Source organism: Streptomyces sp. NPDC051218, assembly GCF_044455475.1.
Classification (GTDB): domain Bacteria; phylum Actinomycetota; class Actinomycetes; order Streptomycetales; family Streptomycetaceae; genus Streptomyces.
In genome coordinates this window covers 929198-949027 of the sequence record NZ_JBITEU010000001.1, presented here as the reverse complement: position 1 = coordinate 949027, position 19830 = coordinate 929198, and the positions used below count along the sequence as shown (strand labels likewise).

Annotated in this window: 21 protein-coding genes and 2 tRNA genes; 19 read left to right on the top strand and 4 right to left on the bottom strand. The window is 70.6% G+C overall.

Going from position 1 to position 19830, the window contains the following annotated elements; translation table 11 throughout:
- Window positions 1–93: 93 nt before the first annotated feature.
- From rplU to obgE, 3 genes are all read left to right on the top strand, one after another.
- Entirely contained in the window at window positions 94–414 is a 321-nt protein-coding gene (gene rplU / locus ACIBCK_RS04360) for a 50S ribosomal protein L21 (protein WP_160505004.1), read from the top strand.
- Between the two features lie 14 nt (window positions 415–428).
- Window positions 429–683, top strand: a complete 255-nt coding sequence (gene rpmA, locus ACIBCK_RS04355; protein ID WP_030564037.1) for a 50S ribosomal protein L27 — start codon at window positions 429–431, stop codon at window positions 681–683.
- 119 nt (window positions 684–802) lie between these two features.
- Window positions 803–2242, top strand: a complete 1440-nt coding sequence (obgE, locus tag ACIBCK_RS04350; RefSeq protein ID WP_399386586.1) for a GTPase ObgE — start codon at window positions 803–805, stop codon at window positions 2240–2242.
- A gap of 130 nt (window positions 2243–2372) precedes the next feature.
- Here the strand turns inward: obgE and ACIBCK_RS04345 are convergent, their stop codons facing one another.
- Entirely contained in the window at window positions 2373–4469 is a 2097-nt protein-coding gene (locus ACIBCK_RS04345; protein ID WP_399386585.1) for a hypothetical protein, read from the bottom strand.
- A 284-nt stretch (window positions 4470–4753) separates the two neighbouring features.
- Between ACIBCK_RS04345 and proB the strand changes: the two genes are divergently transcribed.
- The 5 genes from proB (at window position 4754) to ACIBCK_RS04320 (ending at window position 9717) form a co-directional block, all read left to right on the top strand.
- Window positions 4754–5881, top strand: a complete 1128-nt coding sequence (gene proB / locus ACIBCK_RS04340; protein WP_399386584.1) for a glutamate 5-kinase — start codon at window positions 4754–4756, stop codon at window positions 5879–5881.
- 181 nt (window positions 5882–6062) lie between these two features.
- A complete protein-coding gene (locus ACIBCK_RS04335; RefSeq protein WP_399386582.1) occupies window positions 6063–6545 on the top strand; it encodes a hypothetical protein in 483 nt (160 codons plus the stop codon).
- 91 nt (window positions 6546–6636) lie between these two features.
- Window positions 6637–7938 (top strand): glutamate-5-semialdehyde dehydrogenase, encoded by a 1302-nt coding sequence (locus tag ACIBCK_RS04330; RefSeq protein ID WP_399386580.1) that lies wholly within the window; start codon window positions 6637–6639, stop codon window positions 7936–7938.
- Between the two features lie 66 nt (window positions 7939–8004).
- The gene (locus ACIBCK_RS04325; RefSeq protein ID WP_399386578.1) at window positions 8005–8577 is read left to right on the top strand and encodes a hypothetical protein; all 573 of its coding nucleotides are present in this window, start codon (window positions 8005–8007) and stop codon (window positions 8575–8577) included.
- A 72-nt stretch (window positions 8578–8649) separates the two neighbouring features.
- The gene (locus ACIBCK_RS04320) at window positions 8650–9717 is read left to right on the top strand and encodes a hypothetical protein (RefSeq protein WP_399386576.1); all 1068 of its coding nucleotides are present in this window, start codon (window positions 8650–8652) and stop codon (window positions 9715–9717) included.
- Window positions 9718–9734: 17 nt separating this feature from the next.
- Here the strand turns inward: ACIBCK_RS04320 and ACIBCK_RS04315 are convergent, their stop codons facing one another.
- On the bottom strand, window positions 9735–10826 hold the full coding sequence (locus ACIBCK_RS04315; protein WP_399386574.1) for a M48 family metallopeptidase: 1092 nt from the start codon (window positions 10824–10826) through the stop codon (window positions 9735–9737).
- 99 nt (window positions 10827–10925) lie between these two features.
- On the opposite strand from ACIBCK_RS04315, the gene ACIBCK_RS04310 reads away from it, so the two are divergent.
- The 7 genes from ACIBCK_RS04310 to ACIBCK_RS04280 all read left to right on the top strand — a co-directional run bounded on the left by ACIBCK_RS04310 (window position 10926) and on the right by ACIBCK_RS04280 (window position 15334).
- A complete protein-coding gene (locus ACIBCK_RS04310) occupies window positions 10926–11201 on the top strand; it encodes a hypothetical protein (protein WP_399387296.1) in 276 nt (91 codons plus the stop codon).
- An 84-nt stretch (window positions 11202–11285) separates the two neighbouring features.
- Window positions 11286–11447, top strand: coding sequence for a hypothetical protein (locus ACIBCK_RS04305; RefSeq protein WP_399386572.1), 162 nt, complete (start codon window positions 11286–11288; stop codon window positions 11445–11447).
- 104 nt (window positions 11448–11551) lie between these two features.
- Window positions 11552–12190, top strand: a complete 639-nt coding sequence (gene nadD / locus ACIBCK_RS04300) for a nicotinate-nucleotide adenylyltransferase (RefSeq protein WP_367041829.1) — start codon at window positions 11552–11554, stop codon at window positions 12188–12190.
- A 16-nt stretch (window positions 12191–12206) separates the two neighbouring features.
- Window positions 12207–13877, top strand: coding sequence for an LCP family protein (locus tag ACIBCK_RS04295; protein ID WP_399386571.1), 1671 nt, complete (start codon window positions 12207–12209; stop codon window positions 13875–13877).
- A 134-nt stretch (window positions 13878–14011) separates the two neighbouring features.
- Window positions 14012–14458 (top strand): ribosome silencing factor, encoded by a 447-nt coding sequence (gene rsfS, locus ACIBCK_RS04290; protein WP_371529206.1) that lies wholly within the window; start codon window positions 14012–14014, stop codon window positions 14456–14458.
- Window positions 14455–15096 carry a histidine phosphatase family protein gene (locus tag ACIBCK_RS04285; RefSeq protein ID WP_399386569.1) on the top strand — a complete coding sequence of 214 codons (642 nt, stop codon included), beginning with the start codon at window positions 14455–14457 and terminating at the stop codon, window positions 15094–15096. Before rsfS ends, ACIBCK_RS04285 begins: the two co-directional genes overlap by 4 nt.
- A 165-nt stretch (window positions 15097–15261) precedes the next feature.
- Window positions 15262–15334, top strand: a tRNA-Ala gene (locus ACIBCK_RS04280).
- Here ACIBCK_RS04280 and ACIBCK_RS04275 read toward each other — a convergent pair.
- Window positions 15326–16237, bottom strand: a complete 912-nt coding sequence (locus tag ACIBCK_RS04275) for a helix-turn-helix transcriptional regulator (RefSeq protein ID WP_399386567.1) — start codon at window positions 16235–16237, stop codon at window positions 15326–15328. The genes ACIBCK_RS04280 and ACIBCK_RS04275 overlap by 9 nt on opposite strands.
- 94 nt (window positions 16238–16331) lie before the next feature.
- Here ACIBCK_RS04275 and ACIBCK_RS04270 point away from each other — a divergent pair, with 94 nt between their 5' ends.
- The 3 genes from ACIBCK_RS04270 (at window position 16332) to ACIBCK_RS04260 (ending at window position 18352) form a co-directional block, all read left to right on the top strand.
- Complete coding sequence (locus tag ACIBCK_RS04270; RefSeq protein ID WP_399386566.1) at window positions 16332–17837, top strand: MFS transporter; 1506 nt, start codon at window positions 16332–16334, stop codon at window positions 17835–17837.
- Between the two features lie 86 nt (window positions 17838–17923).
- Entirely contained in the window at window positions 17924–18115 is a 192-nt protein-coding gene (locus tag ACIBCK_RS04265; protein ID WP_399386565.1) for a hypothetical protein, read from the top strand.
- A 3-nt stretch (window positions 18116–18118) separates the two neighbouring features.
- On the top strand, window positions 18119–18352 hold the full coding sequence (locus ACIBCK_RS04260) for a hypothetical protein (protein WP_016643127.1): 234 nt from the start codon (window positions 18119–18121) through the stop codon (window positions 18350–18352).
- Here ACIBCK_RS04260 and ACIBCK_RS04255 read toward each other — a convergent pair.
- Window positions 18331–19626, bottom strand: coding sequence for a glycosyltransferase 87 family protein (locus tag ACIBCK_RS04255; protein WP_399386564.1), 1296 nt, complete (start codon window positions 19624–19626; stop codon window positions 18331–18333). The two genes, ACIBCK_RS04260 and ACIBCK_RS04255, sit on opposite strands and share 22 nt — an antisense overlap.
- A gap of 110 nt (window positions 19627–19736) precedes the next feature.
- Here ACIBCK_RS04255 and ACIBCK_RS04250 point away from each other — a divergent pair.
- Window positions 19737–19809 (top strand) — tRNA-Ala (locus tag ACIBCK_RS04250).
- Window positions 19810–19830: the final 21 nt, after the last annotated feature.

Below are 19830 nucleotides of genomic sequence, written 5' to 3'. Positions count from 1 at the left end.
CTTCCGGCGCCCCCGGCGCTCGGGAGAGGCCGACCGTGCATCCGGACGGGCGGCTGGACTGCGGGGGTCCCGTTCCGAGCGAGAGAGAGATCCGTGTACGCCATCGTGCGCAGCGGTGGTCGCCAGCACAAGGTTGCTGTCGACGACATCGTTGAGGTTGACAAGCTTCCCACCGCCAAGGTTGGCGACACCGTAGAGCTCTCTACGCTGCTCGTTGTCGACGGCGACGCCGTGACGAGTGACCCGTGGGTGCTTGCCGGTATCAAGGTCACGGCCGAGGTCGTGGACCACCACAAGGGCGCGAAGATCGACATCCTTCGCTACAAGAACAAGACCGGCTACCGCCGTCGCCAGGGTCACCGCCAGCAGTACACGGCGATCAAGGTCACCGGTATCCCCACGGCTGCGAAGTAAGGGACTGAGAACACATGGCACACAAGAAGGGCGCATCGTCCACTCGGAACGGGCGCGATTCCAATGCTCAGCGGCTCGGCGTGAAGCGCTTCGGCGGTCAGACCGTCAACGCCGGTGAGATCCTGGTCCGCCAGCGTGGCACCCACTTCCACCCGGGCTCGGGCGTCGGCCGTGGCAAGGACGACACCTTGTTCGCGCTGGACGCCGGTGCGGTGGAGTTCGGCACCCACCGTGGCCGCAAGGTCGTGAACATCGTTCCGGTCGCCTGAATCAGGCTTCTGTAGAACGGGTTCTTTGCGAGGGCGGACCTCACTTCCCTTTCGGGAAGCGGGTCCGCCCTTCGCGTGTTACTAGATAGACATTCCGTAAGTTTCTGGAGGCACATCCCATGACCACCTTCGTGGACCGCGTCGAGCTGCATGTCGCCGCGGGTAGCGGGGGCCACGGCTGTGCCTCCGTCCACCGTGAGAAGTTCAAGCCGCTCGGCGGCCCGGACGGCGGTAACGGCGGCCGTGGCGGTGACGTGATCCTGGTCGTCGACCAGTCGGTCACGACGCTGCTCGACTACCACCACTCCCCGCACCGCAAGGCCACCAACGGCGCCCCCGGCGCCGGTGACAACCGCTCCGGCAAGGACGGCCAGGACCTGGTCCTGCCCGTGCCGGACGGCACCGTCATCCTCGACAAGCAGGGCAACGTCCTCGCCGACCTGGTCGGCCAGGGCACCACGTACATCGCGTCGCAGGGCGGCCGCGGCGGCCTCGGCAACGCCGCGCTCGCCTCGGCCCGCCGCAAGGCGCCCGGCTTCGCGCTGCTCGGCGAGCCGGGCGACGAGGGCGACGTGGTCCTGGAGCTCAAGACGGTCGCGGACGTCGCGCTCGTCGGCTACCCGAGCGCGGGCAAGTCCTCGCTGATCTCGGTCCTGAGCGCGGCCAAGCCGAAGATCGCGGACTACCCCTTCACGACGCTGGTCCCCAACCTCGGTGTGGTGACGGCCGGTTCGACCGTCTACACCATCGCCGACGTACCGGGCCTGATCCCGGGGGCGAGCCAGGGCAAGGGTCTTGGCCTCGAGTTCCTGCGGCACGTCGAGCGGTGCAGCGTCCTGGTGCACGTCCTGGACACGGCGACGCTCGAGTCCGACCGTGACCCCGTCTCCGACCTCGACATCATCGAGGCCGAGCTGCGGGAGTACGGCGCGGGCCTGGAGAACCGCCCGCGTGTCGTCGTCCTCAACAAGATCGACGTACCGGACGGCCAGGACCTCGCCGACCTGGTCCGCCCCGACCTGGAGGCGCGCGGCTACCGCGTCTTCGAGGTGTCGGCCGTGGCGCACAAGGGGCTCAAGGAGCTCTCCTTCGCGCTCGCCGAGGTCGTGGCCGCGGGGCGTGCCGCGAAGCCGAAGGATGAGGCGACCCGTATCGTCATCCGGCCCAAGGCCGTGGACGATGCGGGCTTCACCGTCAAGCTCGGCGACGACGGCATCTACCGCGTGCGCGGCGAGAAGCCGGAGCGCTGGGTGCGGCAGACCGACTTCAACAACGACGAGGCCGTCGGCTACCTCGCGGACCGGCTCAACCGCCTCGGCGTCGAGGAAGAGCTGATGAAGGCGGGCGCCCGCACGGGCGACGGCGTCGCCATCGGCCCCGAGGACAACGCGGTCGTCTTCGACTGGGAGCCCACGGTGATGGCGGGCGCGGAGATGCTGGGCCGGCGTGGCGAGGACCACCGCCTCGAGGCGCCCCGCCCCGCGGCCCAGCGCCGCAGGGACCGGGACTCGGAGCGGGACGAGGCGGAGAAGGCGTACGACGACTTCGATCCGTTCTAGTCCCTGGTCCCGTAAGGGGCGCGGGGAACTGCGCGACCAGCCACGAAGCACCCGCAGTGACGCATGAAGAGAAGGGCCCCGGAGCCGAAGCTCCGGGGCCCTTCTCCGCGCCTGGGGGCGCCCTACAGTGCTACGCCGTGACGGAGTCTTCCGCGCCGTTCGGGTTCGGTTCCGTCGGGTCGGATTCCATTTCCTCCGCCGCGTCCTGCGCCGCACGCTGGCCGGGGATCTCCGCGTCGATGCGGGTGGCCATGCGAAGACGGCGCTCGTCGGCCCTGGCCGCGAGCGCGAGGGCCGCGTCGTTGAAGCGGGCCAGCGAGGGCGGGTCCGAGGGGCCCAGGAGGTGCTCCTTGAGGGCGGCGCGGGCCTCGGCGTGCGTGTCCTTCTCCGGGGAGCGGACGGCCTCCAGGAGGTCGGGGACACCCTCGGCGGTGGGGGAGAGGATCGCCGCCGCGCTCACCGTCGGGAAGCCCGAGCGGAAGTCCGCCTCGGACATGCCGGACGTGTTGGCGACCGCGTACGGCTTCTCGCTCGTCAGCCAGTCGGAGACGACCGAGGAGACGTCGCTGATCAGCAGGTCCGCCTGGTTGAAGCAGGAGAAGATCGCGGGGCGCGGGGTGGTGATGATCTGGTGCTCCCACTCGGGGAACGACGCCCAGTACGCCGCCTCCCACGCCGCCGTCGCCTCGGCGACCGCGGCCTGCTGGTCACCGTCGGGCGTGCCCTGGAGCATCATCCGCTCCATCTCGTCCACGCTCTTGCGGAACGCCGTCGAGGTCAGCCGGTCCAACTCGGCGGTGCGCAGCGACAGTTCGGCCAACGCGTCCTGGCCGGGACGCTCGCCGGAACGCTTGGCGGCGGCCTCGCGGATCATCGTCTTGATGCGCTCGTTGGCGGCGCCGGCGCGCGGGTCCTGCGAGCCGGTCATCGGGTGCGGCTTGTAGATGAGCCGCACGCCGGGGTCGGCGAGCAGATGCCGGACGATGTTCTCGCCCGCGAGGGTCACCGACGTGTTGCCGGGGTTGCCGTCCCAGCCCTCCCAGGTGGGGGCGTACAGGACGGTCGTGAACGGGCCCGTGGGGGCGCCCGTCGACGGCAGGATCGGGGACAGCTGGGGGCGGCCGACCTCGACCACGTCCTTGTCCTCGACGCCGACGTCCGCGGCCTGGTAGCGGTCGCGCGCGGCGGGGCCCGCCACCCACACCTCGTCGTACGCCTTCGCGTACGGGTTGCAGGAGGACAGCTTGTCGCTCTCGCCGTGGTTGATGAAGGCGTGCTTGATCGTGGGGATGCGCAGGACCTGGGAGGTCTTCGCGGCGTTCGCCGGGTGCAGCATCATCTTCAGCGTCGACGTCTCCAGGGAGAACATCGTCGCGACCTTCGGGAAGCAGATGATCGGGACGTCGGTCGCGTCGATCTTCTGCACCATGAACCGCTCACGCAGCACGATCAGCGGCTTGCCGTCGAGCTTGGAGAGCGTGGAGAGCCACATGTTCGCCTGGTACGCGGATGTGGAGCCGCCCGAGAAGTACATCGCGACGGACGGCTGGTAGTCGGCCAGCCAGTTGTCCAGCCACTCCATGACCTTCTCGTCGTTCTTCGCGCGCTTCTTGGGGAGCAGCCATGTGGCGAGGTAGATCGCGCCGATGCCCATCAGGGCGATGGAGATCCCGAGGCCGATGCCGCCCCAGTACGCCTCGGTGGTGGCCGCGGTGACCATCAGACCTGCCGTGGCGGGGACCGAGAACGTCAGCAGGCGGTGGGCCTGGCGGCGCGAGAGGATCCGCGGCGGGGCCGCGGTCAGGTGCAGCGCGGACGCGTCGATGTTGCGCGTGACGATCGGCAGCTGGCGGGTGCGGCGCACCAGTATGGCGGTGGCCTGGCAGCCGAAGTGCAGGAAGTAGAACGCGAGCAGTGAGATCGTCAGCGGCGACTGCTCGGCCAGCGGCTCGATGCCGTCGATGCGCAGCAGGCCGACCAGGATCAGCATGTCGCGCAGGAGCTGCCTGACCGTGACATCGAAGCGGATCTTGCCCAGGAGGGAGAGGAGGCCCGGCTGTTTGTACTGCAGGTAGACGTCGAGCGCGAGGTTCGCCGCCGACGCGGCGATGAACACCGGTACATACGGGACCAGCGCGCTGACGAGCTGGGCCGTGAAGAGCGCGAACATCGCGAACAGCGCGGAGAGCTGCACGATGCGGCGGGGTGCGAGTCCGGCAGAGGGCACGGGCTTGGGCTCCTGGCGGGGGATCGGGGGGATCGGATGGGGGGAAGTCAGGGAAGACGACCACTGACCGTATGACGTGCCGTGGCTCTGTAGCAATCTTCCGTGACGACAATCACCGGATAAAGGGGCAAAGGTACTGAACCCCGGGGCCCGCATTCGCCTCGCGTGAGCCTTCCGCCCCTGGCCGGTCCGCTCCTCGAAATGGAGGGGCGTCCCCCGCGCTCACTCGCGTAGATTGCTGGTCCGGCAGGGAATGGGATCTTCGGGATCATTGGGGAAGTACGTTGGCTGGGGCAAGGCAGGGCGTCGCAGAGGCCCACAGGGTTGTCGTCAAGGTCGGGTCCTCGTCCCTGACCACCGCGTCGGGGGGCCTGGACGCCGATCGCGTTGACGCCCTCGTTGACGTGCTGGCCAAGAGCCGCAGCGGCGGCGAGCGCGAGATCGTGCTCGTGTCGTCCGGCTCCATCGCCGCCGGGCTCTCGCCGCTGGGGCTGCGCAGGCGGCCCAAGGACCTGGCGAGGCAGCAGGCGGCCGCCAGCGTCGGCCAAGGCCTTCTCATGGCCCGCTACACCGCTTCCTTCGCGCGGTACGGCGTACGCGTCGGGCAGGTGCTCCTCACCTCCGACGACATGGCGCGGCGTGCCCACCACCGCAACGCGTCGCGCACCTTCGACCAGCTCCTGGCGATGGGCGCGCTGCCGGTCGTGAACGAGAACGACACCGTGGCGACGGACGAGATCCGCTTCGGCGACAACGACCGGCTCGCCGCCCTCGTCGCCCACCTCGTCCACGCCGACCTCCTCGTCCTGCTCTCCGACGTGGACGGCCTCTACGACGGCGACCCCGCCAAGCCGGGCACCTCCCGGATCTCCGAGGTAACGGGCCCCGCCGACATAGCGCACGTCCAGATCGGCAGCGCGGGCAAGGCGGGCGTCGGCACCGGCGGCATGGTCACCAAGGTCGAGGCCGCGCGGATCGCCGCCGCGGCCGGTATCCCGGTGGTCCTGACCTCCGCGAGCCAGGCCGCCGACGCCCTCGCGGGCCGCGACACCGGCACGTACTTCCACCGCACGGGACGCCGCTCCGGGGACCGGCTCCTCTGGCTCCAGCACGCCTCCGAGCCGCGGGGCGCGCTGACGCTCGACGACGGGGCGGTGCGCGCGGTCGTCGAGGGGCGCAAATCGCTGCTGCCCGCCGGGATCGCGGCGGTCGAGGGTGACTTCGCCGCGGGCGACCCGGTCGAGCTGCGGGACACCGCGGGGCGGGCCGTGGCACGCGGCCTGGTGAACTTCGACGCCAAGGAGCTGCCCCAGCTCCTCGGCCGCTCCACGCGGGATCTCGCGCGGGAGCTCGGACCGGCGTACGAGCGGGAAGTCGTGCACCGCGACGACCTGGTCCTGCTGCACGACTGACGCTCTTCGCGGGTCCGGGCCTCGGCCGAAAACAGGCGCGAACGCCGTGCGAGGACCGGCCTCCGCGAGGTGAAACTCCCCAAAACCGCCCCGCGGGGGCGCTTGGCCTGCTCAACTTTGTTCCAGACACTTCCGCACGACCATTGCGTATCCGCACCACCATTGCGTAGAGGAGGCCGTCGTGAGACGAGTGCGCCCGGGAGCGTCGTCCCGCGCGTCGGCTGAGCGGTCCCTGACCAGCGTCGCCGCGGGGGCGACGTACACCGGTGACACGCGAGCGGCGGGCGAGACGGACGAGAGGCAGGAGGGCGAGACGGTGGACGCGCCCCGTCTGTGGCACGTCACCCTGAGCGTCTCGGGGGGCGAAGCCCCGCTCAAGGAGGTCAGGCGGGGCCTCGAACAGCTCGCCCACGACCACCCCTTCCTGCTGACCAGCAGGTATGCGCCCGATCACGCGGAGATCCGCTACTGGGAAGAGGCCCGCGACCTGCACGACGCCGCCGCGGTCGCGCTCCGGCTCTGGGGCGAGCACCGGCAGAGCGCGCAGCTCCCGCCCTGGGAGATCGTGGGCCTTGAGGTCATCGACCGCGACACGTACCACCAGCGCATCGCGGAGGGGTACGGCCCACTGCCCGCGACCCCGGTGGGCGTGCACCCTTTTTGAGCCGTCCTGCTTCTCGCTCCGTCGTGAGCACCGTGGTCTCGGCTGCTGAAACAGCGGGTGGACTCCGGCCGGTCCCCATTACGCTGCGGGCATGACGTCCCTCACGCCTCCGTTCTCGGGCTTGCCGTACGACAACCTCTCGCCCGTCGCCCAGGCCGCCTACCGCGCCCGTGGCGCCGCCGCGACGCTCGCGCCGCTGCCGCGTGCCGCCAAGGACGACGCGCTCCTGGCGATCGCCGACGCCCTCGAGGTGCGTACGGCCGAGATCATCGAGGCCAACGGCAAGGACACCGCCCGCGCCCGCGAGGCCGGGGCCAGCGAGTCCGTCGTGGACCGGCTGACCCTCACCCCGGAGCGGGTCCGCGCCATCGCCGCCGATGTGCGCGACGTGGCCGCCCTGCCCGACCCCGTCGGCGAGGTCGTCCGCGGCTCGACCCTGCCGAACGGCATCGACCTGCGCCAGGTCCGCGTCCCGCTCGGCGTCGTCGGGATCATCTACGAGGCCCGCCCGAACGTCACCGTGGACGCCGCCGCCCTCTGCCTGAAGTCCGGCAACGCGGTGCTCCTGCGGGGCTCGTCATCGGCGTACGAGTCCAACACCGCGCTCGTCCGGGTTCTTCGCGACGCCGTCCACGGGGCGGGTCTGCCCGCCGACGCCGTCCAGCTCGTGCCGGGCGAGAACCGTGACTCCGTACGCGAGCTGATGCGCGCCCGCGGCCTCGTCGACGTCCTCATCCCGCGCGGCGGCGCCTCGCTGATCAAGACCGTCGTCGAGGAGTCCACCGTCCCGGTCATCGAGACCGGCACCGGCAACTGCCACGTCTACGTGGACGCCGACGCCGACCTGGACATGGCCGTCGACATCCTGATCAACTCCAAGGCCCAGCGCCCCAGCGTCTGCAACGCCGCCGAGACGCTCCTGGTGCACGCCGACATCGCCGACGCCTTCCTGCCGCGCGCCCTGGACGCCCTGGCCGAGGCCGGGGTCACCGTGCACGCCGACGAGCGGGTCGTCCCGTACGCCGATGGGTCGAAGGCCACCGTCGTGCCCGCGACCACGGAGGACTGGGAGACCGAGTACCTCTCGTACGACATCGCGGCGGGCATCGTCGACTCCCTGGAGCAGGCCGTCGAGCACATCCGCCTGTGGACCTCCGGGCACACCGAGGCGATCGTCACCACCTCGCAGCAGGCCGCGCGCCGCTTCACCCAGCTCGTGGACTCCACGACGGTCGCCGTGAACGCCTCCACGCGCTTCACGGACGGCGGCCAGTTCGGCTTCGGCGCCGAGATCGGCATCTCCACGCAGAAGCTGCACGCCCGGGGCCCGATGGGGCTTCCCGAGCTGACCTCGACGAAGTACATCGTCACCGGCGACGGCCACACCCGCTGAATTCCGCGCGGGTCCAATTCCCGTACCGTCTGCCCAGATTGCCCCTTCCGGGGCTACGCTGGAAGGGTGCCGGAGGACGTGGGGGGCACGCCGTCGTTTCCCGACGGCTGGGAGCCCGACGACGACCACGACCGCGGGGGTGCGGACGAAGAGTTCGCCTCCGTGGTCTTCGACGAGTCCTTCGTCAAGGCCGCCCAGGTTCATGAACCCACCGCGGTGGAACGGCTGTTGGCCGCCGCCCAGGCGCGCGCCGAGGCCTCCGAGGCCGAGAGCCGCAGGGCCCGCACCCGGGGCTCGGGCCGAGACTCGCCGGAGGACGACCTCTACGACGAGCAATTCGGCCCGGACGGCGGCGACTTCGGCCACGACGCGGACCTCGACGACGTGTACGACCGGGAGTTCACCGAGGACGGTTACGGCCGGCAGGGCTATGGGGGCCACAACCGCTGGCACCGCCCCGTGGCCTGGATGCTCGCCCTCCTGATGGGCATCGGCATGGTCGCGCTCGCCTTCACCGCGGTCTATCGCGGCGCCTCGACGGGCCGCCAGGACCCCGCCCCGCCGCCGGCATCCACGGAGCCCTCCGCCTCCGCGGAGTACGGCCCGCCGCCGGTGTCGGCGTCGCCGCGCAATCCGTGAGGAGCGGCGGTTGTCGGAACTTGTCGTGTACCAGGGCGTTTACCTGACCGCGCGGAGACCTAACCTGAAGGTATGGGCGGGCCAGGAGAACCACCTGAGGGGACACCCGGGGGCGCTCCCGCCGGTGGCGATGACGAGTACCGATCCGTCGTCTTCGATGAATCGTTCGTCCGCGCCGCACGGCTCCAGGAGTACTCCGCGCAGGAGCGCATGAGTGACCACACGCATGCGGTGCGTCGCCTTCCCGGCCGCCACCGGCACCTCTCCAAACAGGCCGTGATCCTCGTCCTGCTGATCGCCGTCGCCTTCGGCACCGCGATCTACATGGGCGTACGCCATCCGTACCAGAACCCCGTAGCCCAGCGCCCCGAGCCGCTGCGGATGACGGTCATCCCGCTCGCCCCGCCGGGACCGGTGCCCGGCGCCGAGAAGCCCGCCGAGCTGTACGAGCACAGCCCCGCGGCGCAGTTCCGGGTGGGCGCCTCGGGCATCAACCTCCCTGCGGCGCGGCGCACTTCACACTTCTCGGACGGTCAGGTGATGACCGCGCTGACCACCGCCAAGGACTATCTCGTCGAGTCCTCGCTCGACCCGGACGTCCTCACCGGCGGCGCCGTGCGCTCCGCGCGCATCCTGCTCGACCCCCAGCAGCTCGACCAGTTCGACGAGAGCTTCGCGCACCCGGCGGCGGACGGGCGGCACGCACCCACCGGCTGGCTGGTGCGGTTCGACCCGACGAAGACGGCCCTCGCGTCGCCCGGCATCCGCGTCCACGGCACGCTGCACACCACCGAGACCGACAAGAACACCCTCGAAGTGACCTCGGACCACACCTTCGTCTACGCGCTGCGCCCGGCCGGCAAGGGGGAGCATTCCAAGGCCTCACTGTTCACGGTCCGCCGTGAGCTGCAGTTCCGCTTCGACCGCGACGACCTGCGGATGCGCCAGGCCGAGCTGCTCGTGTCGTACACGCAGGCAGGGCCGCTCACCTGCTCGGCCGACTCCGCCAACCGGCTGCGGCCGCTGCTCGCCGGGCAGAAGGCGAAGGCGGGCGGCCCCGCGGGCACCGACCCGTACGCGACGGGTGATGCCACGGCGCTGTGCGGCACGCTCTCGGCCACCGCCCAGCCTTCGCTCTGAGGTCCAGGCCCCGAGAGTTACTTCTCCTCGGTGGGGCCCTGTGGGCCCTGACCGCCGGTGAACTTCCCGCGCAGCTTGCCGCCCAGGTCGCCCGCGCCGCCCGCGATGTCGTTGACCAGCTTCATCAGCGGGTCCTTGCTGTGGCGTACGTCGTCGGCGTAGCTGGAAGCGGACCGGCGGAAGGAGTCCGACACCGAGGTGTCCCTGTCCTCGTCGCGGCGGGGGTAGTGGCCGTCCATGATCCGCTGGTAGTCGCGGGACTCGGCCCACTTCTTCAGCTCGGCCGCGCGCACGGTCGTGAAGGGGTGCGTGCGCGGCAGTACGTTCAGGATCTTCAGGACCGAGTCGCGCAGGTCGCCCCCTGCCTCGTACTCCTTGGCCTGCTCCAGGAACGCGTCCACGTTCATCTCGTGCAGGTGGTTGCCGCCCGCGATCTTCATCAGGCCGCGCATCGACGCCTTGAGGTCCTGGCCCACCAGGAGCCCGGCGCGGTCCGCCGACAGCTCGGACTTGCGGAACCACTCGCGCAGGGCGGTCACGATCGCCATGATCGCCACGTTGCCGAGCGGGATCCAGGCGACCTTGAGCGCGAGGTTGGTGAGGAAGAGCAGTATCGTCCGGTACACCGAGTGGCCGGAGAGCGCGTGGCCCACCTCGTGCCCGACGACCGCCCGCATCTCCTCCTCGTCGAGCAGCTCGACGAGACCCGTGGTCACCACGATGATCGGCTCGTCGAGGCCGATGCACATCGCGTTCGGATTCGGGTCCTGGTTCACGTACATCGGCGGGACCTTCTCCAGGTCCAGGATGTAACAGGCGTCCCGCAGCATCGTGTTCAGGTGGGCGAACTGCGCGTCGGAGACCCGTACGGAGTCCGAGAGGAACAGCAGCCGCAGGCTCCGCTCGGGGAGCAGCGCGCTGAGCGCCTTGAAGACGGTGTCGAAGCCGGTGAGCTTGCGCAGGGCCACCAGGGCCGAACGGTCCGCCGGGTGCTCGTACGCCCGTGACGAGATGCCGGGAAAGCGTCTGCGCTGCCTGCTCGGCACGTGCTCGTGGCCACCGCTCTCGTAGCCACCGTCCTGCCGGCCGCGGTCGTTGTCGTCGGTCATGCCCCATCCCCCATGCTCGTCCAGTCATGCCCCCGAGGTGGGACCCAGCCTAGGCGGAGATACCGTGACAGGGCAGCACAGCGAATGGAGTCGCCCGTCATGGCCGTCATGGAGCACAGCGCCGCAGCCCACCACTGGGTCACGGAGGCGGCCGCCCTGGCCGCGAAGGAGCAGGGTGCGGGCAATCTGCTGCGCGTCGTGCTGATCGTCATGGTCGTCGGCTGTGTGCTCGTGGCGTGGTTCCTGCTGCGGGGCTACCGCCAGGGGGCCGACGCCGAGCGAAGGGCCGCCGAGCGCGGTGAGGACCGTCCCGGCAGTGGCGAGGACCGTCCCGGCGGTGGCGACGAGGGCGACCGCGCGGGCCACAACAGCTGAGTCGGCGTGAGCGCGGCAGGTGTCCCCGCATACGATGGCCCGTAAGTCTTTGTCCCGCCCACCTCCGGATAGGTCCTGCCGACGATGAGCCTCCACAGCACCGCCTCCCAGCTGGTCACCCTCGCCTCCGAGGGCAAGCACGTCGACGAGCACGCAAGCCTCAGCCCTCTCGTCACCGGCGGTGGCGCGTTCGTCGCGCTGATGCTGCTCCTGTGGGTCACCACGCGCTTCAACCGCGACCGCTGAGCTCCAACCGCTGAGCTCCAACCGCTGAGCGCGACCGCTGAGCGGTCTCACGGAACGGACGGCTGGGCCGGAGCCCGTCGACCGGGCCGGTAGGGTCTGCACGCATGGGAGAGCAGGACATGCCTACCGGTCCCGGTACCGGCCCGGCCAGCAAGGGCAAACGCCGCCTGGGCGTCATGGGCGGAACGTTCGACCCGATCCACCACGGACACCTGGTGGCGGCCCAGGAGGTCGCCGCGCAGTTCCACCTCGACGAGGTGGTGTTCGTGCCGACCGGGCAGCCGTGGCAGAAGAGCGACAAGGCGGTGTCCCCGGCCGAGGACCGTTATCTGATGACGGTCATCGCGACGGCCGAGAACCCGCAGTTCTCGGTGAGCCGCATCGACATCGACCGCGGCGGACCGACCTACACGACGGACACGCTGCGCGATCTGCGCACGCTCAATCCCGACACGGACCTCTTCTTCATCACGGGCGCCGACGCCCTCGGCCAGATCCTCACCTGGCGCTACACCGATGAGTTGTTCTCCCTTGCGCACTTCATCGGGGTGACCCGGCCCGGCCATACGCTGGCCGACCCCGGGCTTCCCGAGGGCGGCGTCTCCCTCGTGGAGGTCCCGGCCCTCGCCATCTCGTCCACGGACTGCCGGGCGCGGGTCGCCAAGGGTGACCCCGTCTGGTATCTGGTGCCGGACGGTGTGGTGCGTTATATCGACAAGCGTGAGCTGTACCGCGGCGATTGAGCCGAGAGGGGCACCGGTGAACGACCGACAGTACGACCCGTACGCGGGCGGCGACCCGTATGCGGGCGAGTACGCGGCTGATCAGTACCAGGTCGTCGGGTACGACGAGTATGGGCAGCCGGTGTATCAGCAGGTGCCTCATGCTGCGCAGCAGCAACAGCAGCAGCCCCAGGGTTACGGGTACGACCCGTACGCAACAGGGCAGCAGGCTCCCGTGCCTCCGTACGACTCTTCGTACGACTCCGGTTCGTACGGCACGTACGACCAGCAGCAGGCGTACCAGCAGCCCCAGCAGCAGGCCGCCCACCAGACGCAGACCGGCTGGATCCCGCAGCAGTCGCGGCAGGCGGAGCCCCAGCCGGAGCCTGAGCCGCAACCGATGCCGGAACCCGAGGCTCGGCGTGCGCCGGATCGCGATCCCGCGTACGAGACGCAGCAGTTCTCCTTCATCGAGGAGCCGGACGAAGAGTCCGAAGACGTCATCGACTGGCTGAAGTTCACCGAGAGCCGCACCGAGCGGCGCGAGGAGGCCAAGCGGCGCGGGCGTTCCCGGGTCGTCGCCCTCGTCGTGGTGCTCGCGCTCGTCATCGCGGGCGGTGTCGGCTACCTCTGGTACGCGGGCAAGCTGCCCGGCCTCTCGGACGGCGCGTCCGGCGACGGCGCCGCGGCGGCGGGCCCGCAGAACCGCGACGTGATCGTCGTCCACCTGCACAACACCAAGGGCGGCGGCACCTCGACGGCGCTCCTGGTGAACAACACCACCACCGAGCGCGGCACCACCGTCCTACTGCCCAACTCCCTCTCCGTGACGGACGACGAGGGCGCGGGGACGACGCTCGGCAAGTCGGTCGACGACGACGGTTCGACCGGCACCCGCGAGGCGATCGACAGCCTCCTCGGTACGCAGGTCGAGGGCACCTGGCGCCTTGACACCCCCTACCTGAACAACCTCGTCGAGCTCGTCGGCAACATCGACATCGACACGGACGCCAATGTGCCGGACCCCAAGGCCAAGAAGGGCCAGCCGCCCCTCGTGAAGAAGGGCGAGCAGCAGACCCTGAGCGGCCCGATGGCCGTCGCGTACGCCACCTATCGCGCGTCCGGCGAGACCGAGACCGCGCAGCTCGACCGGTTCGGGCAGGTCATGCAGGGCGTGCTGCGCAAGCTGTCCTCCGACCCGCAGGCCGCGACGACCACCGTCCAGTCGCTCGCCCAGATCCTGGACCCGTCCCTCGAGGAGAAGGACCTCGGCGCCTTCCTCGCCAAGCTCGCCGACCGTGCGAAGGGCGGCGACTACTCCACGCGGCTGCTCCCGGTGCAGCAGGACGGGACGCTCTCGGAGAAGGCCGGCGCGAGCGTCGTCAAGGACGTCCTGGGCGGCGCGGTCAAGAACCCGGACAAGGACGCGTCCGTACGGGTAGGCGTGAAGAACGCGTCCGGCAGCAAGGGCGCGGGCCAGGAAGCGCGGATCTCGCTGGTCAACGGCGGTTACACCTTCGTGGACGGCGGCGCGGGTTCGACGGCCCAGGCGGCGTCGCAGGTCACGTACGCCGAGGCGGACAAGAGGACGCAGGCCACCGAGGTCGCCAAGACCCTCGGCCTGCCGGACAGCGCCGTCCGCAAGGGCAAGACCGCACCGAACGCGGATGTGTCGGTCGTCCTCGGCCGGGACTACGACGCGGGATGACGGCAGCGGCCCCGGCCGGGCACTTTGCCGGCCGGGGTGACGCAGCAGACAGGGCCGTCGCGCAATCGGCGGGAGGTCTCTCGGCGGTCCGTGAGACCCTTGGGGTGTCTTGACCACCTGAAGGAAAGCTCACTGTGACCGCCACGGACCGCTCCATCGAGCTCATCAAGGTCGCCGCTCAGTCGGCCGCCGACAAGCTCGCGCACGACATCATCGCGTACGACGTCAGCGACGTGCTGTCGATCACGGACGCGTTCCTGCTCGCCTCCGCGCCCAACGACCGCCAGGTCAAGTCGATCGTCGACGAGATCGAGGAGCGGCTCAACAAGGAGCTCGGCGTCAAGCCGGTGCGCCGCGAGGGCGACCGCGAAGCCCGCTGGGTCCTCCTGGACTACGTGGACATCGTGGTGCACGTCCAGCACAGCGAGGAGCGTGTCTTCTACGCCCTCGAACGCCTGTGGAAGGACTGCCCCGAGATCGAGCTCCCCGCGGACGCCGTCGCGACCCGCGGCAAGGCCGCCGAGCACGCCGAGCAGCGCGCGGCGGAGGAGGCTGCCGACCTGGACGGTGAGCTTCGGTGACCAACCGCGGCTGCCGGATCATCCTGTGGCGGCACGGCCAGACGGCCTGGAATCTGGAGCGCCGCTTCCAGGGCTCCACGGACATCGAGCTGACCGACACCGGTGTCTCGCAGGCCAGGCGCGCCGCCCGGCTGCTCGCCTCGCTGAAGCCGGACGCCATCGTGGCGTCCGACCTGAAGCGGGCGGCCGCCACGGCGAGCGAGCTCGCGGCCCTCACCGGCCTCCCCGTCACCCACGAGCAGGGCCTCCAGGAGACGTACGCCGGTGAGTGGCAGGGCCTGACGCACGACGAGATCATCGCGCGCTTCGGCGACCAGTACGCCGCGTGGAAGCGCGGCGAATCGGTGCGCCGCGGTGGCGGCGAGCTGGAGACCGAGGTCGCCGACCGTGCCGCGCCGATCGTGCTGCGCCATGCCGAGAAGCTGCCGGAGGACGGCACGCTCGTGGTGGTCAGCCACGGCGGCACGATCCGCACCACCATCGGCCGCCTCCTCGGGCTGGAGTCCTACCACTGGGAGGGCCTCGGCGGGCTCTCCAACTGCTGCTGGTCCGTGCTCGGCCAGGGCGCGCGGGGCTGGCGCCTCCTCGAGCACAACGCCGGCACGCTGCCGGAGCCGGTGCTCGGCGACGACGACTAGTCTCCGCTGGCCGCCCTTGACCGGGCGGGTGCGAGAGCCGCTGGTCACAGGGCCCGGGAGGGCCCGTCACCCGGATTTCACATTCCGGCTCGTCGCAGGCTAGAGTTCTTCTTGTTCGCCCGCCGAGCGGGACGAAACACCATGCGACTCCGTCGCGTGGCGCAAGGGGCTATAGCTCAGTTGGTAGAGCGCCTGCATGGCATGCAGGAGGTCAGGAGTTCAATTCTCCTTAGCTCCACAATCCGGATCCCGTCCTCATCAGAGGGCGGGATTCCTCCGTTTCCGGTGGTCTGAGCGCACGCAGCTCGGCCGACCGGCGGCGGCTCTCCTCGTCGTCGGGGGTGTACGCGACGATCCTGCACTCCGGCATGCCGTTGATGGACAGCGAGACCGACGTCATCCGCAGCTCGCCGACCGCCTCGTGCCGGAACGTCTTCACGCGCGGACCCGGCGGCGCCACGTCGCCGCTCTCCCACAGCTCGGCGAAGTGCGCGCTCGCGGCGGACAGGCGGCGTATGAACTCCTCCCAGGCGGGCTCGCCCACATGCCGTCCGTACGAACTGCGCAGCGTCGCCACCATCACCGGGAGCTCCTCGTCGCGGAAGACCAGCGGGCAGACGGGATCGGGCGCGATGAACAGCGTCCACAGCACGTTCGGCACCCCGAAGGCCTCCAGCTGCGGGACGAAGAACAGGTCCCGGTAGGCGGGGTTGGTGGCGAGGATGTCGTACCGCTCGTTGTAGACCACCGCCGGGTGCGGGTCGAGCGCGTCGATGATGCCCTGGATCTCCGGGCCGACGGCCGCGGGGGACGCGGCCCTGCGGTCGGGCTCGTACGGCACCTCGGCCAGGTGGTACAGGTGCTCCCGCTCCGCCTTGTCGAGCCGGAGCGTGCGCGCCACGGCGTCGAGGACGTGCGCCGAAGCGTTGATCGGGCGGCCCTGCTCCAGCCACGTGTACCAGGTGACGCCGACTCCGGAGAGCTGGGCGACCTCCTCGCGGCGCAGCCCTGGCGTGCGGCGGCGCAGGCCCGGCGGCATCCCCACGTCGGCCGGTGTCACCCGAGCCCTGCGGCCGCGCAGGAAGGCGGCGAGCTCCGGCCTGCGTCGCTGAGTGGTCCCCATCGTCGTCACGTCCCCCATCGTCCGTCCTCGCCACGGGCCTTGCCAGGTGCTGCCAGTACCAGCATCGGTGGGCTCTCGTTACCCGTACCAACTCGCCGCCACGCTCGGTGTCATGACAACGACCACCCCGTCCACCACCCCGCCCGGCGCGGCGGATCCCGTTGGTCCGAACCCCCCTGATCCGGACCCTGCATCCAGTAAAGCCCCCGGCACTGACAATCGCCCCGGGCGGCTGCTCGCCGTCGTCATCGCCGCGCAGTTCATGGCGCTGCTCGACGTCTTCATCGTCAATGTCGCGGCGCCCACCATCCGCACCGAACTGGGCGCGTCGGGCGCCGGGTTGCAGCTGGTGATCGCCGGCTACACCATCACGTACGCCGTGCTCCTGATCACCGGTGCGCGGCTCGGTGACCGTCTCGGGCACCGTCGCGTCTACCTCGTGGGCCTCGCGGTCTTCACCGTCGCCTCGCTGGCCTGTGGACTCAGCAGGGGCACGGGCGAGTTGATCGCCTTCCGGCTGCTGCAGGGCGCGGGCTCGGCGCTGCTCATCCCGCAGGTGCTCAGCCTGATCCAGCGCCACTTCACCGGCGAGGCGCGGACGAGGGCGCTCGGGGCGTACTCGGCCGTGCTCGCCGTCGGGGCCGCCGCGGGGCAGGTGCTCGGCGGGGTCCTGGTCAGCGCCGACCTCTTCGGCACGGGATGGCGTCCGGTCTTCCTGGTGAACGTGCCGGTCGGCGTGGTCCTGCTGATCACGGCGGGGCGTGTGCTGCCGCGTGACGTCGTCCGGGAGCCGGGGGAGGCGCCGCGGGCGCGTGGGCTCGATCTGCCGGGGCTCGTGCTCCTCGGCGCCGCCGTCTCGCTGTTCACCGTGCCGCTGGTGCTCGGCCAGGAGCAGGGCTGGCCGCTGTGGTCCTGGCTCTCGATGGGCTCGGCCGCGGTGCTCTTCGCCGTCTTCTGCGCGTACGAGGCCCGGCTGGCCCGCGGCGGCGGTGCGCCGCTGATCGCGCCGAGGGTCCTGCGCAGCCCCGGCATGGGCCTCGCGGTCTTCCGGATCGCCGCGGTGATGGGGGTCAACGCGGGCTTCCTGTTCGTGCTCACCCTGCACATCCAGGGCGGGCTCGGCTACAGCGCGCTGCGGGCGGGTCTGACGTTCGCGCCGACCGCGGTGGTCTTCGGGGCGGTCGGCCTGACGTGGCGCCACTGGCCCGTGCCGCTCCAACGGGCACTGATCCCGGGCGGGTTCGCGCTCACCTCGGTCTCTGCGGTCGCCGTGGGGTTGCTGCTCCGGGACGGCGGGGAGGGCGGACCGTGGCTGTATGCGGCCTTCGTGGGGATCGGCGCGGGTCTCTCCCTGGGGTTCAGCCCGACGCTGACCCGGGCACTTTCCACGGTGCGGCCGAAGGACGCGGCGGACGCCAGTGGCCTCCTCTCGACGGTCGCTCAGCTCGGCCAGTTGATCGGCGTCGCGTGTTACGGCGCACTTTTCCTCAACCGGCTTGAGTCACAAGGGGTTCCGGGGGCGTATTCATCGGCGGACGCGCTTTTGGTGTGCGCGTACGCCCTGGCCGGGGCGGCCGCGCTGGGCGCCGTGTCCGGACTGGTACGACTGCGTCGCTGACCGGGCCGCTCGGGCCGTGGCAGAATCGGACAGCCGGAAGGGGACCGCACCAGACCACCGAATGTGACCCGACGGGAGGGAGAGCGATGCCTGCGAGCATCCTCGACGGGGCCGAGCGCCCCGTCGCAGTGGCCGCGCCGCGACGCGCTGCCTCTCCCTTCGCGGCGATCGCCCTCCTCACCTGTCCGTCCTGCGGTTCGTCCCACGTCGCCCAAGTCCTGGGTGACAACGGCGGTGTCTCGTACGTGTGCACGGCCTGCGGCCACAGCTGGAGCTGATTGATGGGTGCACACAGGCGGAAGTGCGACTGGTGCGGCAGTGGTACGCCGATCGTCCGCGACATGGAACCGGTCAACCCTGATTACCAGTACTGGTGCGAGGAGTGCGCGCGGGCGCTGATCATAAAGGGCGACCCCATCGAGACGTACCGCGAACTCGAAGGGGAGCCGATCTATGGCCGGCTGCTCGACGAACACTGCACGCTCAAGCGCTTCTATTCATTCGCCACGGCCTGATCCCGCTCGATGACGCTGGATCCCGCCTGATCCTGCTTGATCCCCGAGCGGGTCCGGCGGCCGACTCCTTGCAGCAGGAACGCGAAAGCGGCCCCTACGTAGAGGGCGGACAACGTCATCTCGCCATAATTCTGGCCGAGTTCAAGCCGCCCCACGCCGTGCGGAACCCACCACAGGGCGTACGAACAGAAGACGAGGACCAAGGCTCCGGTGGCCGTCCACCGGGCCCGGCCGCCCCGGCCCACCGACTCCGTCCACACGAGCAGGGCCATCGGCACGCACCACACCCAGTGGTGCGACCACGACACCGGGCTGACCAGGAGCGCCGTCACCGCGCAGCTGACCGCCGCCCTGGCGCGCTCCCCGCGCAGTGCCGCGCCCACCGCGACCGCGAGCCCGAGCGCGCCGGCCGCCGCCGCGGCCACAGCCCACCAGATGCCGGGCTCCTCGGTGTGCAGGAGCCGCGAGAGGACCCCCCGCAGCGACTGGTTCGCGGTGTCCTCGGGGAGCCCGACCCGGCTCGCCTCGAAGACCATCCGGGTCCAGAAGCGCCAGGAGTCGTACGGCAGGAGAGCGGCCGCGAGCAGCGTCGCGCCGGTGAACGAGAGGGCCGCCACGCACGCGTGGCGGACGGGCGGGCGCCACTGCCCCCGCCCCGCGGCCTGCGCGGCGCCGGTGAGCAGCAGGAACACCGCGAAGAGCGCGGGAGTGAGCTTGATCGCGGCCGCGATGCCGATGCCGAGGCCCGCCCAGCGGTGGGCGGGGTGCCGGGACAGATCCCACAGGACCAGGACGGCGAGCAGCAGATTGATCTGGCCGTACCGCAGGGTCGTCCACACCGGCTCGGCCCAGACCGCGAGCGCGGACACCCACAGGGCGGCCTCCAAGCGCGGGGCGGCCTTCACGCGCGCGTGCCCGATGCTCGGCAGGGAGCCGATGAGACGGATGGCGAGGTAGGCGAAGGTCACCAGGAGGAGCAGGTTCCCCAGCGTCGCCAGCGCCCGCATATCGGCCGTGTCCAGGAGCGTCAGCGGCGTGAACAGCAGGGCGGCGAACGGCGGGTAGGTGGTGGGCAGATGGGCCTCGGTGGTGCGCAGCGCGTAGAGGTCGCCGCCCGCGCGCACGGTCTCGCCCTCGGCGCGGTAGACCATCAAGTCGATCATCGAGACGTCCAGTGCGCGCTGCGCGAGCCAGAAGGCCGTGAAGGAGAGCAGGCACGCCCCAGCGGCGAGGGGCACGCGGTGGCGGGCGCCGACAAGCGCGATCACGGTCACGAAGGCTGACAGTACCGGCCGTATCCGTACAGACCGGAAACGATTTGGTGGAGCACGGGGAGGACCGCTAATGTTTACGAAGTCGCCGGGGGAACCCGGCGGACAAGCAAGGGGCTATAGCTCAGTTGGTAGAGCGCCTGCATGGCATGCAGGAGGTCAGGAGTTCAATTCTCCTTAGCTCCACAGCAGATGAGAGCGGGCCAC